Origin of the sequence: Streptomyces sp. NPDC127068 (assembly GCF_042724695.1) — a bacterium.
Lineage (GTDB): Bacteria > Actinomycetota > Actinomycetes > Streptomycetales > Streptomycetaceae > Streptomyces.
The window spans coordinates 149,960-164,089 of the sequence record NZ_JBHXEN010000007.1 but is presented as its reverse complement, the minus strand read 5'-3'; the positions used below and the strand labels follow the sequence as shown (position 1 = coordinate 164,089).

12 protein-coding genes and 1 tRNA gene are annotated in these 14,130 nt (G+C 73.0%); 10 read left to right on the top strand and 3 right to left on the bottom strand.

The window, feature by feature from the left end:
* Positions 1 to 5: 5 nt before the first annotated feature.
* Together ACFWIA_RS06545 and ACFWIA_RS06540 are read left to right on the top strand one after the other, a co-directional pair.
* Positions 6 to 497: an SRPBCC family protein gene (locus ACFWIA_RS06545; protein WP_387001009.1), complete on the top strand. Its 492-nt coding sequence runs from the start codon at positions 6 to 8 to the stop codon at positions 495 to 497.
* A gap of 39 nt (positions 498 to 536) precedes the next feature.
* Positions 537 to 608, top strand: a tRNA-Val gene (locus tag ACFWIA_RS06540).
* A 66-nt stretch (positions 609 to 674) separates the two neighbouring features.
* Here ACFWIA_RS06540 and ACFWIA_RS06535 read toward each other — a convergent pair.
* Positions 675 to 1,400, bottom strand: a complete 726-nt coding sequence (locus ACFWIA_RS06535; RefSeq protein WP_387001044.1) for a 3'-5' exonuclease — start codon at positions 1,398 to 1,400, stop codon at positions 675 to 677.
* A 370-nt stretch (positions 1,401 to 1,770) separates the two neighbouring features.
* Between ACFWIA_RS06535 and thrS the strand changes: the two genes are divergently transcribed.
* Together thrS and ACFWIA_RS06525 are read left to right on the top strand one after the other, a co-directional pair.
* Positions 1,771 to 3,747: a threonine--tRNA ligase gene (gene thrS, locus ACFWIA_RS06530; RefSeq protein ID WP_387001007.1), complete on the top strand. Its 1,977-nt coding sequence runs from the start codon at positions 1,771 to 1,773 to the stop codon at positions 3,745 to 3,747.
* A 51-nt stretch (positions 3,748 to 3,798) separates the two neighbouring features.
* Positions 3,799 to 4,359, top strand: a complete 561-nt coding sequence (locus tag ACFWIA_RS06525; RefSeq protein ID WP_387001006.1) for an HIT family protein — start codon at positions 3,799 to 3,801, stop codon at positions 4,357 to 4,359.
* Between the two features lie 50 nt (positions 4,360 to 4,409).
* Here the strand turns inward: ACFWIA_RS06525 and ACFWIA_RS06520 are convergent, their stop codons facing one another.
* Together ACFWIA_RS06520 and ACFWIA_RS06515 are read right to left on the bottom strand one after the other, a co-directional pair.
* Positions 4,410 to 6,068 (bottom strand): hypothetical protein, encoded by a 1,659-nt coding sequence (locus ACFWIA_RS06520; protein ID WP_387001004.1) that lies wholly within the window; start codon positions 6,066 to 6,068, stop codon positions 4,410 to 4,412.
* Positions 6,069 to 6,350: 282 nt separating this feature from the next.
* A complete protein-coding gene (locus ACFWIA_RS06515; protein WP_387001003.1) occupies positions 6,351 to 8,558 on the bottom strand; it encodes an elongation factor G-like protein EF-G2 in 2,208 nt (735 codons plus the stop codon).
* A gap of 195 nt (positions 8,559 to 8,753) precedes the next feature.
* On the opposite strand from ACFWIA_RS06515, the gene pgsA reads away from it, so the two are divergent.
* The 6 genes from pgsA (at position 8,754) to pdxT (ending at position 14,122) form a co-directional block, all read left to right on the top strand.
* Positions 8,754 to 9,497, top strand: a complete 744-nt coding sequence (gene pgsA / locus ACFWIA_RS06510; protein ID WP_387001042.1) for a phosphatidylinositol phosphate synthase — start codon at positions 8,754 to 8,756, stop codon at positions 9,495 to 9,497.
* The gene (locus ACFWIA_RS06505; protein ID WP_387001001.1) at positions 9,494 to 10,426 is read left to right on the top strand and encodes a phosphatidylinositol mannoside acyltransferase; all 933 of its coding nucleotides are present in this window, start codon (positions 9,494 to 9,496) and stop codon (positions 10,424 to 10,426) included. The genes pgsA and ACFWIA_RS06505 overlap by 4 nt, the downstream gene beginning before the upstream one ends.
* Positions 10,423 to 11,583 (top strand): glycosyltransferase family 4 protein, encoded by a 1,161-nt coding sequence (locus ACFWIA_RS06500; RefSeq protein ID WP_387000999.1) that lies wholly within the window; start codon positions 10,423 to 10,425, stop codon positions 11,581 to 11,583. The genes ACFWIA_RS06505 and ACFWIA_RS06500 overlap by 4 nt, the downstream gene beginning before the upstream one ends.
* Before the next feature lie 48 nt (positions 11,584 to 11,631).
* Positions 11,632 to 12,174, top strand: a complete 543-nt coding sequence (locus ACFWIA_RS06495; RefSeq protein ID WP_387000997.1) for a hypothetical protein — start codon at positions 11,632 to 11,634, stop codon at positions 12,172 to 12,174.
* Positions 12,175 to 12,461: 287 nt separating this feature from the next.
* Complete coding sequence (pdxS, locus tag ACFWIA_RS06490) at positions 12,462 to 13,397, top strand: pyridoxal 5'-phosphate synthase lyase subunit PdxS (RefSeq protein WP_387000996.1); 936 nt, start codon at positions 12,462 to 12,464, stop codon at positions 13,395 to 13,397.
* Between the two features lie 83 nt (positions 13,398 to 13,480).
* Positions 13,481 to 14,122 (top strand): pyridoxal 5'-phosphate synthase glutaminase subunit PdxT, encoded by a 642-nt coding sequence (gene pdxT / locus ACFWIA_RS06485; RefSeq protein ID WP_387000994.1) that lies wholly within the window; start codon positions 13,481 to 13,483, stop codon positions 14,120 to 14,122.
* Positions 14,123 to 14,130 lie beyond the last annotated feature (8 nt).

Sequence of the window (14,130 nt, the reverse complement as noted above, 5' to 3'; positions counted from 1 at the left end):
CCGGCATGGACTGGTGCCACTACCGCCTGCACAGCCGTTGGGACCTGCCCGCGCCGCCCGGCACCGTCTTCGCCGTCCTGGAACGGGCCGAGGAGTACCCGCGCTGGTGGCCGCAGGTCCGGGAGGTGACCCCGGCGCCCGGGCGCACCCGGGACGGGCAGCCCGCCGGCACCGCCCGGTTCCGCTCGTTCCTGCCGTACGCGCTCGTCGTCACCGCGACCCGCCTCCGGAGCGACCCGGCCGCCGGGGTGCTGGAGGTCGCCATGAGCGGGGACCTCGACGGCTGGGCCCGCTGGACCCTGGCGCCCGGTGGGCTCGGCACCCTGGCCCGCTACGAACAGGAGGTCGAGGTGCGCCGGCCGTCGATGCGCCGGCTCGCCGTGCCGGGCCGGCCCTTCTTCCTGCTCAACCACGCGTGGATGATGCGCTGCGGGCGGCGCGGCCTCACCGCGCTGCTGCGTCGGGGCACGCAGCCGGGGGCGGGCAGAACGGTTTGAACGAACCCGCCCGGGACCTGTATGGTTCAGTGCGTTCCCGGGCGATTAGCTCAGTGGGAGAGCGCTTCGTTCACACCGAAGAGGTCACTGGTTCGAACCCAGTATCGCCCACCCGGGAGAGGACCGGTCCGCCGAAAGGCGGGCCGGTCCTTCTGCGTTCGGACGCCGCCGGGCCCCTCAGACGGTGGTCCGCAGCTCGGGGCGCAACGGCCAAGCCGGGTCGACCGCCTCCTCGACGCCGGGACGGGCGAACCACGCCTGGGGACCGCGGGCTTGTGCGGCGTGCCAGACCGCCTGGAGGGTGTGCAGCTCGGCGGGCGAGAGCCGGCCGAGCCGGGCCGCGAAGCGCTGGCCCACCGCCCGGACCACCTCCATCGCCCGCAGGGCGTCGGCCGCGGTGTCGTGCGCCCCGACCGGTTCCAGGGCGTAGTGCGCGCACAGGTCGGCCAGGGTCCGGCCGCCCTTGCGGTAGCGGTCGAAGTGCCGGTCCAGCACCCACGGGTCGAGCACCCGCAGCGGGGTGGTCTCCAGGTAGCGGGGGAGCGTGGCCGCCCGGTGCCGACGCAACTCGCGGTCCAGCAGGGTCAGGTCGAACGGCGCGTTCATCACCACCAGGGGGCGGCCCGCCGCGCCGTGGTCGCTGAGCGCGCGGGCGATCTCCTCCATCACCGGGGACGGCCACCGGCCGGTCCGCGCCACCTGCTCGTCCGTCAGGCCGTGCACCGCCGTGGCCCGCTCCGGTATCGGCACGCCCGGGTTGACCAGCCAGCGCGTGACCCGGGGGCGCCCGCCCGGCACGTCCTGACAGACCACGGCCGCGGCGACGATCCGGTCGGACTCGACGTCCACGCCGGTGGTCTCCGTCGCGAAGGCAGCCAGCGGGCCCTCGTACCAGAGCGTCATGGTCACCCAACTCCTCAGTCCAACTCGGCAGTTGGCTGTCGCCTGCTGCCCGCTCGGGTGATACCCGGGCCGCTTCGGGCATACGCGGGCCGGCGGCAAGACCCCGCCTCGGTTACGGCAGTTCGACGACCCGCCGGCACCGCTGGCTGCGGAGGGGGAACGTCCCCCGTCCGAGGAGACCCGGCGCCGCCGCGCGCAACGGGGCGCGGTGACCGGGAGCGGGCGAGGCGGGGCGTGCGAGGGGGCGCCGGGGGAGTACACGGAGCGTCGCCCGCGGTAACCGTTTCGCGGTGGACGGCCCCGGCTCGGTACGATCCGGGGAGCGCGTACCCGCGACTGGTAGCGCCCCACCTTCAGGCAGGAGAGTCCGGTGTCAGACGTCCGTGTGGTCATCCAACGCGATTCCGAGCGGGAAGAGCGAGCGGTGACGACGGGCACCACGGCCGCCGACCTGTTCCCCGGCGAGCGTTCCGTCGTCGCCGCCCGGGTGGACGGCGACCTGAAGGACCTCGCGTACGAGGTGCGCGACGGGGAGAGCGTCGAGCCCGTCGACATCTCCTCCGAGGACGGCCTCGACATCCTGCGCCACTCCACCGCGCACGTCATGGCGCAGGCCGTGCAGGAACTGTTCCCCGAGGCCAAGCTCGGCATCGGCCCGCCGGTCCGGGACGGCTTCTACTACGACTTCGACGTGGCGAGGCCCTTCACCCCCGAGGACCTCAAGGCCGTCGAGAAGAAGATGCAGGAGATCCAGAAGCGCGGCCAGCGCTTCTCGCGCCGCGTCGTCAGCGACGAGGCGGCCCGCGAGGAGCTGGCGGACGAGCCGTACAAGCTGGAGCTGATCGGCCTCAAGGGCGCCGCCTCGCACGACGACGGCGCGGACGTCGAGGTCGGCGCCGGCGAGCTGACGATCTACGACAACCTGGACGCCAAGACCGGGGACCTGTGCTGGAAGGACCTCTGCCGGGGCCCGCACCTGCCGACCACCCGGAACATCCCGGCGTTCAAGCTGATGCGCAACGCCGCCGCGTACTGGCGCGGCAGCGAGAAGAACCCGATGCTCCAGCGCATCTACGGCACCGCCTGGCCCTCCAAGGAGGAGCTGAAGGCGCACCTCGACTTCCTGGCCGAGGCCGAGAAGCGCGACCACCGCAAGCTCGGCAACGAGCTGGACCTCTTCTCGATCCCCGACCAGATCGGCTCCGGCCTCGCCGTCTTCCACCCCAAGGGCGGCGTCGTCCGCCGGGTCATGGAGGACTACTCCCGGCGCCGCCACGAGGAGGAGGGGTACGAGTTCGTCTACACCCCGCACGCCACCAAGGGGAAGCTGTTCGAGACCTCCGGGCACCTCGACTGGTACGCCGACGGCATGTACCCGCCCATGCAGCTCGACGAGGGCGTGGACTACTACCTCAAGCCCATGAACTGCCCGATGCACAACCTGATCTTCGACGCGCGGGGTCGCTCCTACCGTGAGCTCCCGCTGCGCCTGTTCGAGTTCGGGACGGTGTACCGGTACGAGAAGTCGGGGGTCGTGCACGGCCTCACCCGCGCCCGCGGCTTCACCCAGGACGACGCCCACATCTACTGCACCAAGGAGCAGATGGCGGACGAGCTGGACTCGACGCTGACCTTCGTGCTGAACCTGCTGCGCGACTACGGCCTCACCGACTTCTACCTGGAGCTGTCCACCAAGGACCCCGAGAAGTTCGTCGGCTCCGACGAGATCTGGGACGAGGCCACCGAGACGCTGCGCAAGGTCGCCGAGAAGCAGGGCCTGCCGCTGGTCCCGGACCCGGGCGGCGCCGCCTTCTACGGCCCGAAGATCTCCGTCCAGGCCAAGGACGCCATCGGCCGGACCTGGCAGATGTCGACCGTGCAGCTCGACTTCAACCTGCCGGAGCGCTTCGACCTGGAGTACACCGGCCCCGACGGCACCAAGCAGCGGCCGGTCATGATCCACCGTGCACTGTTCGGGTCGATCGAGCGTTTCTTCGCGGTGCTCCTGGAGCACTACGCGGGGGCCTTCCCGGCGTGGCTGGCGCCGGTCCAGGCGACCGGCATCCCGATCGGGGACGCCCACGTGCCCTACCTGGAGGACTTCGCCCGGCAGGCCCGCAAGCGCGGGCTGCGGGTGGAGGTCGACTCCTCCTCGGACCGGATGCAGAAGAAGATCCGGAACGCGCAGAAGCAGAAGGTGCCGTTCATGATCATCGCGGGCGATGAGGACATGGCCAACGGTGCGGTCTCCTTCCGCTACCGCGACGGCTCCCAGGAGAACGGCATCGCCGTCGCCGACGCCCTGGCCAAGATCGAGCAGGTCGTCGCGGACCGCACCCAGGTCTGATCCGGCACCGCGGCATCCGGCCCCCGGGAGGCTCGTCCTCCCGGGGGTCTTATGCTGCACAACATGACGACGAGTGAGCCGGAGCACCAGATCGGAGTGGGCGTCCCCGACGCTTTCCAGAGGCTGTGGACGCCCCACCGGATGGCGTACATCCAGGGAGAGAACAAGCCGACCGGCCCCGGGGTGGACGACGGCTGTCCGTTCTGTGCGATTCTGGCCAAGTCGGACGAGGACGGGCTGATCATCGCCCGCGGCGAGCAGGTCTACGCGGTGCTCAACCTGTACCCGTACACCGGCGGGCACGCCATGGCCGTGCCCTACCGGCACGTCGCCGACTACACCGAGCTGGACCGGAGCGAGACGCTGGAGCTGGCGGACTTCACCCAGCGCCTGATGACCGCACTGCGGGCCGCGTCCGGAGCGCACGGCTTCAACATCGGCATGAACCAGGGGACCGTCGCCGGCGCCGGCATCGCCGCGCACCTGCACCAGCACGTGGTGCCGCGCTGGGGCGGTGACACCAACTTCATGCCCGTCGTCGGACACACGAAGGTGCTGCCCCAGCTCCTCGCCGACACCCGGGCCATGCTCGCGGCGGCCTGGCCCGTCTGAGCCGCCCACCGCCCGTGCCCTTCGGGGCGCGGGCGGCGCAGCCGCGGACCTCAGGCGTCGTACAGGTCGGCCTTGCGCGGTGACGGGTCCTGGACGGCTCCCGAGAGGAACGCCGAACGGGCGCCGAACTTGTCGGTGTCGACGCCGTTCTCGTCGAGCACCTTGAGCGCCGCCGCGTGCACCACCCGCAGGACCGGGGTGGCGGCCCGCAGCGCGTCGTCCGCCATGAACCGGTGCCGCCAGGGCTGCGAGGCCCATGCGTGCCGCAGCCCGAACGGCTCCGGCAACGACATCTTGCCGCCGAGCCAGTCCAGCAGCGGCGGGTACCAGGTGAGCGGCGCCCGCGCCGCCAGCCGCACCACCTCGTCCGGTTCGATCAGCGGCAGGTTCACCGTCCTGGTCTCCCAGAACCTGATCGCCTTGGACACGGACTTCGTCTTCGGCGACGACGGCGTGGTGAACAGCCCGTGCACCGGCCCCAGGGCGTGCCCCGTGACCTCGATGCGCAGCGTCTCGTGGAGCACCGTGACGGTGATCATCATGGTGATCACCAGTTGGCCGTCCCACAGCACGAACTGGACGCCCAGGTAGTGCCGGTCACCGCTGCCGAACTGCTGCTCGTTGCAGATCCGCTGTATCTCGTGCGACTTGATCTGGTACGCGTCGACGTCCGTGCCGCTCGGCCGCGACACCCCCTTCGCGCCCTCGCCGATCGGCGTCACGATCCAGTGCCGTATCGAGGGGGTCGGGAAGCCACCGGTGTGCAGGGGGCCGCGGGTCAGCATCCGCAACTGGTCGTGGATGGCGCGCACCACGTCCCAGCTGCGGAACGGATGGATCTCCTTGCCCGGCTCCCGGGACACCAGGTCCTCGGCGAGCTGCCAACTGCCCCAGCGGGTGCCCATCCCCAGGATGCCCTTGGGGCCGGCGTAGAACACCGAGTTGGACTGCTGCTCGGCGCCCAGCCGGGCCAGCCCCTGGCGCAGCGCCTCGGCGGCGGTCTGGTTGGGGTGGGTGGGCACCGACTCGGGGATCTTCGCTCCGACCCCGCCGCCGGACAGCAGACCGTCCCAGCGCGAACGCAGGTCCTGCGCCGTCCGCTCGCAGATCTGCTTGGCCCACAACCAGCCGACGACCGGGGCGACGATCGCGGCCCGCGCGTACCAGGGCCAGAAACCGGTGAACGGCAGCTTCCACAACAGCAGGGCGGCGAACACGCCGACCCCGATCAGCAGCGCGGTGCCCAGCGTGGAGGCGCGCTTGTCGGTGGAGCCGTTCACCCAGCGGCGCACCTGGAAGACCAACAACCAGCCCAGCAACCCCGGGAGGAAGACGAACCCGCACAGCGCCATGATCGCGGTGAGCCAGCTGTCCCGGTGCTTGCGGATGCGACTGGCTGCCAGGGCGTGTTCCACGACGGCCTGCGGATCGATGCCGAAGGACTGGATCAGCGGCGCCCGGCCGCCCCCCAGCATCCGGACCTGGATCGCCCGGGAGAACGCCTCCCCGAGGTTCGGCGCGAACAGGGACGCCCAGGGGCGACCGCCGTCCACGCCCGACTGGTACAGCTCGTTGTCCGCCTGCTTGATGTCCTCGATCGGACTGTCCCGGTACGCGGCCGACGCGAGCGCCGTGGTGGCCGCGGTCTGACCCGATGAACCCGAGAGCGGAACCTGAGCCCCCGGAGTGAAATCGAAACCGTCCGCCACCGCAGAACCCCCTCCTTGCCGCGCTGTCGCTCCTGCGGCCCTTCCCGACGTGACTGCTCCGCACACCTGTTGACCAGGTGGACGGCTGGATCGAGCCGCCCCCGCCGTCCTGACGGCACGGGGCGCACGCGCACCGCGACATGACCAGGACTCAGCGTATCCGCAGGGGCCGGTATCCGTCAGGGGACGACGAAAGGCCACCCGCCGGGGCGAGTTCGTCCCCGGCCCTGCCCCCCGTCCCTGCCCCGGCCCTGTCCCCGCCCTCGCCACCGGGGCCGACGCTCAGGCGCCCGCCTTCCCTTGCTCCCGCACCCGCTCCGCGACCTGCCGCGGCATCGGTTCGTGACGGAGGTAGCCCCGGCTGAAGCGGGCCGTCCCGTGCGCCAGAGCACGCAGGTCCACCGCGTACCGTCCGATCTCGATCTCCGGGACCTCGGCCCGTACCAGCGTGCGGCCCCCCGGCTCCTGCTCGGTGCCCACCACCCGGCCCCGCCGCCCGGTCAGATCGCTCATCACCGGGCCCACGTACGCGTCGCCCACCAGGACCCGCACCTCGGCGAAGGGCTCCAACAGACGGACCGTGGCGCCCTCGGCGGCCTCCCGCAGGGCGAGTGCCCCGGCCGCCTGGAACGCGGCGTCCGACGAGTCCACCGAGTGCGCCTTCCCGTCCCGCAGGGTGACCCGCACGTCGATCAACGGATGGCCCGCGACCACCCCCTTCGCCGCCTGCGCGCGCACGCCCTTCTCCACCGAGGGGACGAACGCCCGGGGCACCGCCCCGCCGACCACCGCGTCCACGAACTCGATCCCCGAGCCGCCCGGCAGCGGCTCCACCTCGATCTCGCAGACGGCGAACTGCCCGTGCCCGCCGGACTGCTTGACGTGCCGACCCCGTCCGATCGAGGGCCCCGCGAAGGTCTCCCGCAGCGGCACCCGATGGGGCACCACGTCGACCTGCACCCCGTACCGGGCGCGCAGCCGTTCCAGGGCCAGTTCGGCGTGCGCCTCCCCGACGCACCACAGGACCACCTGGTGGGTGTCCTGGTTCTGCTCCAGCCGCAGCGTCGGGTCCTCGGCCGCCAGTCGCGCGAGCCCCGTCGACAGCCGGTCCTCGTCGGCCTTTCCGTGCGCCCGGACCGCGACCGGCAACAGCGGGTCCGGCAGCTCCCACGGGGCCATCAGCAGCGGGTCGTCGGTCGAGGACAAGGTGTCACCGGTCTCCACGGCGCTCAGCTTCGCCACACACGCCAGATCACCCGCGACGCACTCGGCGAGCATCCGCTGCTGCTTCCCGAAGGGCGAGGTCAGCGCACCGATCCTGGCCTGCGCGTCATGGTCCTCGTGGCCCCGGTCGGCGAGCCCGTGCCCGGACACGTGCACCGTCGCGTCCGGCCGCAGCGTCCCGGAGAACACCCGTACCAGCGACACCCGGCCCACGTACGGGTCCGACAGCGTCTTCACGACCTCTGCCACCAGCGGGCCGTCCGGGTCGCAGACCACCCCGGGCCGCTCCGCCCCGTCCGGGGTCGTGACCGGCGGCGCCGTGCGCTCCAACGGGGTGGGGAAGCCACCGGTCAGCAGCTCCAGCAGCTCCACCGTGCCGAGGCCCTGCCGGGCACCCGGGGCGGCCGGGGCCGCCGCGACCACCGGGTGGAACACCCCGCGCGCCACGGCCCGCTCCAGGTCGGCCACCAGCGTCTCCACCTCGACGACCGCGCCGGCGAGGTAGCGGTCCATCAGCCCCTCGTCCTCGCTCTCGGCGATGATCCCCTCGATCAGCCGGTTCCGTGCCTCCCGGACCAGCGGCTCCTGCTCGGGTCCCGGTTCCGTCGCCACCCGCCGACCGGAGGAGTAGTCGTACGACCGCCCCGACACCAGGTCGACCAGCCCGGTCACGGGTGCGTGGCCGTCCGGCCCCGGCTCGCCCCGCAACGGCAGGTGGAGCGGGAGCACCGCATCGGGGTCCTCGCCGCCGAAGGTCCGGGCGCACCGCTCCGCCACCTCCTCGAAACCGGCACGCGCCGACTCCAGGTGGGTGACCACGACCGCCCGGGGCGTCCCCACGGCGGCGCACTCCTCCCACAGCAGCCGGGTCGCCCCGGCCGTCACCTCCGGCCCCTCGGCCGCCGACACCACGAAGAGCGCCGCGTCGGCCGCGCGCAGCCCGGCCCGCAGCTCCCCGACGAAGTCCGCGTAGCCGGGGGTGTCCACCAGGTTCACCTTGCAGCCGTTCCACTCCAGCGGGACCACGGACAGCTGCACCGAACGGTGCTGCCGGTGCTCGATCTCGTCGTGGTCGGAGACGGTGCTGCCGTCCTCGACCCGGCCCGCCCGGTTCACCGCCCCCGCGGTCAGCGCCAGGGCCTCCACCAGGGTCGTCTTGCCGGAGCCGCTGTGGCCCACCAGCGCCACGTTCCGGACCGACGCGGGACCGTCGGCCGGCAGCACCCCCGCGGCGGCTCCGGGATGCGCGTTCGCCTTGTCGCCCATGGCCTGCCTCCCGGTCGTGTGCACGGTGGGAGCCCCGTCCGGAGCGGGTCCTGCGGGGCCGCACGGGGAGGGCGGCCCCGCAGGACGCGCGCGGTGCTCGTGAGCCTTCCCCTCCCGTAACCGTGCGTCCATCCGTCGGACGCGGCCACCGGGGCGGACGGTGCCCGGGGGAGCACCCGGCCGGGCGTGGCTACGATGGGCCAGCCGGAGGCCAGCAAGGGCCGACCGGTCCACCGAACCTCCGGGAAGGCCATGCTGAACAAGTACGCGCGTGCATTCTTCACGCGTGTCCTCACGCCGTTCGCCGCATTTCTGATCCGCCGCGGGGTGAGCCCGGACACGGTCACCCTCCTCGGGACCGCCGGAGTGGTGGTGGGCGCGCTGGTCTTCTTCCCCCGGGGCGAGTTCTTCTGGGGGACGATCGTCATCACGCTGTTCGTCTTCTCGGACCTCGTCGACGGGAACATGGCCCGCCAGCTGGGCCGCTCCAGCCGCTGGGGGGCGTTTCTCGACTCCACCCTGGACCGGGTCGCCGACGGGGCCATCTTCGGCGGGTTCGCCCTCTGGTACGCGGGGCAGGGCGACAACAACGTCCTGTGCGCGGTGTCGATCTTCTGTCTGGCCAGCGGCCAGGTGGTGTCGTACACCAAGGCCCGCGGCGAGTCGATCGGGCTGCCGGTCGCCGTCAACGGCCTCGTGGAGCGCGCCGAACGGCTCGTGGTGTCGCTGGTCGCGGCGGGCCTCGCCGGACTGCACGCCTTCGGGGTCCCCGGCATCGACGTGTTGCTCCCCATCGCGCTGTGGATCGTCGCCGTGGGCAGCCTCGTCACGCTCGTCCAGCGGGTGATCACCGTCCGCAAGGAGGCCGCCGAGGCCGACGCCGACAACCCGCGCCCGCCCAGCGGTCACACCGCCGCCGGTAGCGAGGCGACCGGATGAGCCTCGGCGACCGGCTCGCGGACACCCTGTACGGCACCGGCTGGGCCACCGTGAAGAAGTTGCCGGAGCCCGCCGCCGCCCGGCTGGGCCGCACGGTCGCCGATCTCGCCTGGAAGCGCCGCGGCAAGGGGGTCCTGCGGCTGGAGGCCAACCTCGCCCGGGTGGTCCCGGACGCCGGCCCCGAGCGCCTCGCGGAGCTGTCCCGGGCCGGCATGCGCTCCTACCTGCGCTACTGGATGGAGTCGTTCCGGCTCCCCGCCTGGAGCGAACAGCGGGTGCGGGCCGGATTCACCTGCGAGGACGTCCACCACCTCACCGACGGGCTCGCCGAGGGCAAGGGCGTCGTCCTGGCCCTGCCGCACCTCGCCAACTGGGACCTCGCCGGGGCGTGGGTCACCACCGAACTCGGGACGCCGTTCACCACCGTCGCCGAACGCCTGAAGCCCGAGACCCTGTACGACCGCTTCGTCGCCTACCGCGAGGGCCTCGGCATGGAGGTGCTGCCGCACAGCGGTGGCGCCGCCTTCGGCACCCTCGCCCGCCGGCTGCGCGCGGGCGGTCTGGTCTGTCTGGTGGCGGACCGCGACCTGTCCGCGTCCGGGGTCGAGGTCCGGTTCTTCGGGGACACCGCCCGGATGCCCGCCGGGCCCGCCCTGCTCGCCCAGCAGACCGGGGCCCTGCTGCTGCCCGTCACCCTCTGGTACGACGACTCGCCGGTGATGCGGGGCCGGGTCCACCCGCCCGTCGAGGTGCCCGCTTCGGGTGACCGGGCCGAGAAGACGTCCCTCATGACCCAGGCCCTGGCGGACGCGTTCGCCGCCGGGATCGCCGACCACCCGGAGGACTGGCACATGCTCCAGCGGCTGTGGCTCGCGGACCTCGACCCGGCGCGGGCGCCCGACGCCCCGCGGTACGGGGGAGCGGCATGAGGATCGGCATCGTCTGCCCGTACTCCTGGGACGTGCCCGGTGGCGTCCAGTTCCACATCCGCGACCTCGCCGAGCACCTGATCGGGCTGGGCCACGAGGTCTCGGTCCTCGCGCCCGCCGACGACGAGACCCCGCTGCCGCCGTACGTGGTGTCCGCCGGGCGCGCGGTGCCCGTCCCGTACAACGGCTCGGTGGCGCGGCTCAACTTCGGGTTCCTGTCCGCCGCCCGGGTCCGCCGCTGGCTGCACGACGGCACCTTCGACGTGATCCACATCCACGAGCCCGCCTCGCCCTCGCTCGGCCTGCTGGCCTGCTGGGCCGCGCAGGGCCCGATCGTGGCGACCTTCCACACCTCCAACCCGCGCTCGCGGGCGATGATCGCCGCGTACTCCATCCTCCAGGCGGCCCTGGAGAAGATCAGCGCCCGGATCGCGGTCAGCGAGTACGCCCGCCGGACCCTGGTCGAGCACCTGGGCGGCGACGCGGTCGTCATCCCCAACGGCGTCGACGTCGACTTCTTCGCGCGCGCCGAGCCCCGCCCCGAGTGGCAGGGCGAGACGATCGGTTTCATCGGACGGATCGACGAGCCGCGCAAGGGCCTCCCGGTCCTGATGGGCGCCCTGCCCCGGATCTTCGCCGAACGGCCGGGCGCCCGGCTCCTGGTGGCCGGCCGCGGGGACGCCGAGGAAGCCGTCGCGACCCTGCCCGCCGCCCTGCGCTCCCGGGTCGAGTTCCTCGGCATGATCAGCGACGAGGACAAGGCCCGGCTGCTGCGCAGCGTCGACGTGTACGTGGCGCCGAACACCGGCGGCGAGAGCTTCGGGATCATCCTCGTCGAGGCCATGTCCGCGGGAGCGCCCGTCCTCGCCGCCGACCTCGACGCGTTCGCCCAGGTGCTGGACCGGGGCAACGCCGGGGAACTCTTCGCCAACGAGGACGCGGACGCGCTCGCCGAGGGCGCGGTCCGGCTGCTGGCGGACCCCGAACGGCGCGCGGAACTGCGCCGGCTCGGCAGCACGCACGTGCGTCGCTTCGACTGGTCCACTGTGGGCGCCGACATCCTGTCCGTCTACGAGACCGTCACCGCGGGAGCCGCGGCCGTCGCCGCGGACGAGCGGGTCACCGGGCTGCGCGCCCGGCTCGGCATCGGCAACTGACGACGTGGACGGCGGCCCTCGGCGGGCGGACGACTAGCCTTGCCCCCCGTGACCTCCACATTGATCTGGATCGTCGTGGCCCTGGTGGCCGTCGGCCTCTACCTGAGCTGGACCGCGGGTCGGCTGGACCGCCTGCACACCCGCATCGACTCGACCCGCGCCGCCCTGGACGCGCAACTGCTGCGACGGGCCTCCGTCGCCCAGGAACTGGCCACCTCGGGGGTGTTGGACCCGGCGGCCTCCATCGTCCTGTACGAGGCGGCCCACGAGGCCCGGCAGGCGGACGAGGAGCACCGCGAGGTCGCCGAGAGCGATCTGAGCCAGGCGTTGCGCGCGGTCTTCGGGGAGGCCCCCCAGATCGAGGCGGTCCGCGCGGTGCCGGGCGGTGAGGAGGCCACCGGCGAACTGGCCCGGGCGGTGCGCATGGTGCCGATGGCCCGCCGGTTCCACAACGACGCCGTACGTGCCGCCCGGGCCCTGCGCCGGCACCGCAAGGTCCGCTGGTTCCGGCTGGCCGGGCACGCGCCCTTCCCGCTGGCGTTCGAGATGGACGACCGGCCGCCGGCCGCGCTGGCGGAGCGCGCCGCCTAGCCGCCAGCCCGCCGCGCAGGCCCCACAAGCCCCACGGGGCGGACACGGCGCCACAGGGTCGCAGCGGGGCGCACGGGGATGCCTGCCCGGCGGTCGTGTCCGGCGGTCGTGCACGGCGGAGCGGCGGACACCCGTGGCAGGGGCCACCGCGCGGGCCGGGCCGGCGCGGTGGCCGGGTGGACGGGCGAGAACGATCCACCGGCTCCCCATTGGCTCTTGTCGCCCGACCCGCCCGAAAGGTTTCCTCGGGGCAGCAGCATCACTCTTCCCCCGAGCGAGGTCCTCCCGTGTCCAGCACGCCCAGCACCGACCAGACCGCCCCGGCCGCCCCGCAGGGCACCCCCGCCACCGGCACCGCGCGCGTCAAGCGCGGCATGGCGGAGCAGCTCAAGGGCGGCGTGATCATGGACGTCGTCACCCCGGAGCAGGCGAAGATCGCCGAGGACGCGGGTGCCGTCGCCGTCATGGCCCTGGAGCGGGTCCCGGCCGACATCCGCAAGGACGGCGGGGTGGCCCGGATGTCCGACCCGGACATGATCGAGGGCATCATCGGGGCCGTCTCGATCCCCGTCATGGCGAAGTCCCGCATCGGCCACTTCGTCGAGGCCCAGGTCCTCCAGGCGCTCGGCGTCGACTACATCGACGAGTCGGAGGTGCTGACCCCCGCCGACGAGGTCAACCACTCCGACAAGTTCGCCTTCACCACCCCGTTCGTCTGCGGCGCCACCAACCTCGGCGAGGCGCTGCGCCGGATCGCCGAGGGCGCGGCGATGATCCGCTCCAAGGGCGAGGCCGGCACCGGCAACGTGGTCGAGGCCGTCCGGCACCTGCGGCAGATCAAGAACGAGATCGCCCGGCTGCGCGGCTACGACAACAACGAGCTGTACGCCGCGGCCAAGGACCTGCGCGCCCCCTACGAGCTGGTCAAGGAGGTCGCCGAGCTGGGCAAGCTGCCCGTGGTGCTGTTCTCCGCCGGCGGCGTCGCCACCCCGGCCGACGCGGCGCTGATGCGGCAGCTCGGCGCCGAGGGAGTCTTCGTCGGCTCCGGCATCTTCAAGTCCGGCGACCCGGCCAAGCGCGCCGCGGCGATCGTCCGCGCCACCACCTTCTTCGACGACCCCAAGGTCATCGCCGACGCCTCCCGCAACCTCGGCGAGGCCATGGTGGGCATCAACTGCGACACCCTCCCCGAGACGGAGCGGTACGCCAACCGCGGTTGGTGACCGGCCACCGCCCCCGGCACGGCGCCCCCGCGGCGCCGTGCCCCCGTACCGCACCGAGTAGCGAGGCACAGGTCACCCGAACCATGACGACCACCACCGTGATCCCCCCGCAGCCGACCGCGCCGGACGCCCGCACGCCGCTGATCGGCGTGCTCGCCCTCCAGGGCGACGTACGGGAGCATCTGGCCGCGCTCGCCGCGGCCGACGCCGTGGCCCGACCGGTCCGCCGCCCCGAGGAACTCGCGGAGGTGGACGCCCTGGTGATCCCCGGCGGCGAGTCCACCACCATCTCCAAGCTGGCGGTGCTCTTCGGGCTGATGGAGCCGCTGCGGGCACGGGTCCGTGCGGGGATGCCCGTCTACGGCACCTGCGCGGGCCTGATCATGCTCGCGGACCGCATCCTCGACCCCCGTTCCGGTCAGGAGACGATCGGCGGGATCGACATGGTGGTGCGGCGCAACGCGTTCGGCCGGCAGAACGAGTCCTTCGAGGCCGCCGTCGAGGTCACGGGCGTCACCGGGTCCCCCGTGGAGGGGGTCTTCATCCGCGCGCCCTGGGTCGAGTCCGTCGGCCCCGGCGTCGAGGTGCTGGCCACCCACGCCGGGCACGTGGTCGCCGTCCGCCAGGGCCGTGCCCTGGCCACCTCCTTCCACCCGGAACTGACCGGCGACCACCGGGTGCACGCCCTCTTCGTGGCGATGGTGCGGGCCGCCGTCGCCTCCTGAGGGAGAAC

Coding starts and splice junctions, on each gene's coding strand:
- ACFWIA_RS06545 (WP_387001009.1), top strand. CDS start 6: ATGGACTGGTGCCACTACCGCCTGCACAGCCGTTGGGACCTGCCCGCG.
- ACFWIA_RS06535 (WP_387001044.1), bottom strand. CDS start 1,400: ATGACGCTCTGGTACGAGGGCCCGCTGGCTGCCTTCGCGACGGAGACC.
- ACFWIA_RS06525 (WP_387001006.1), top strand. CDS start 3,799: ATGCTGCACAACATGACGACGAGTGAGCCGGAGCACCAGATCGGAGTG.
- ACFWIA_RS06515 (WP_387001003.1), bottom strand. CDS start 8,558: ATGGGCGACAAGGCGAACGCGCATCCCGGAGCCGCCGCGGGGGTGCTG.
- pgsA (WP_387001042.1), top strand. CDS start 8,754: ATGGGCCAGCCGGAGGCCAGCAAGGGCCGACCGGTCCACCGAACCTCC.
- ACFWIA_RS06505 (WP_387001001.1), top strand. CDS start 9,494: ATGAGCCTCGGCGACCGGCTCGCGGACACCCTGTACGGCACCGGCTGG.
- ACFWIA_RS06500 (WP_387000999.1), top strand. CDS start 10,423: ATGAGGATCGGCATCGTCTGCCCGTACTCCTGGGACGTGCCCGGTGGC.
- pdxT (WP_387000994.1), top strand. CDS start 13,481: ATGACGACCACCACCGTGATCCCCCCGCAGCCGACCGCGCCGGACGCC.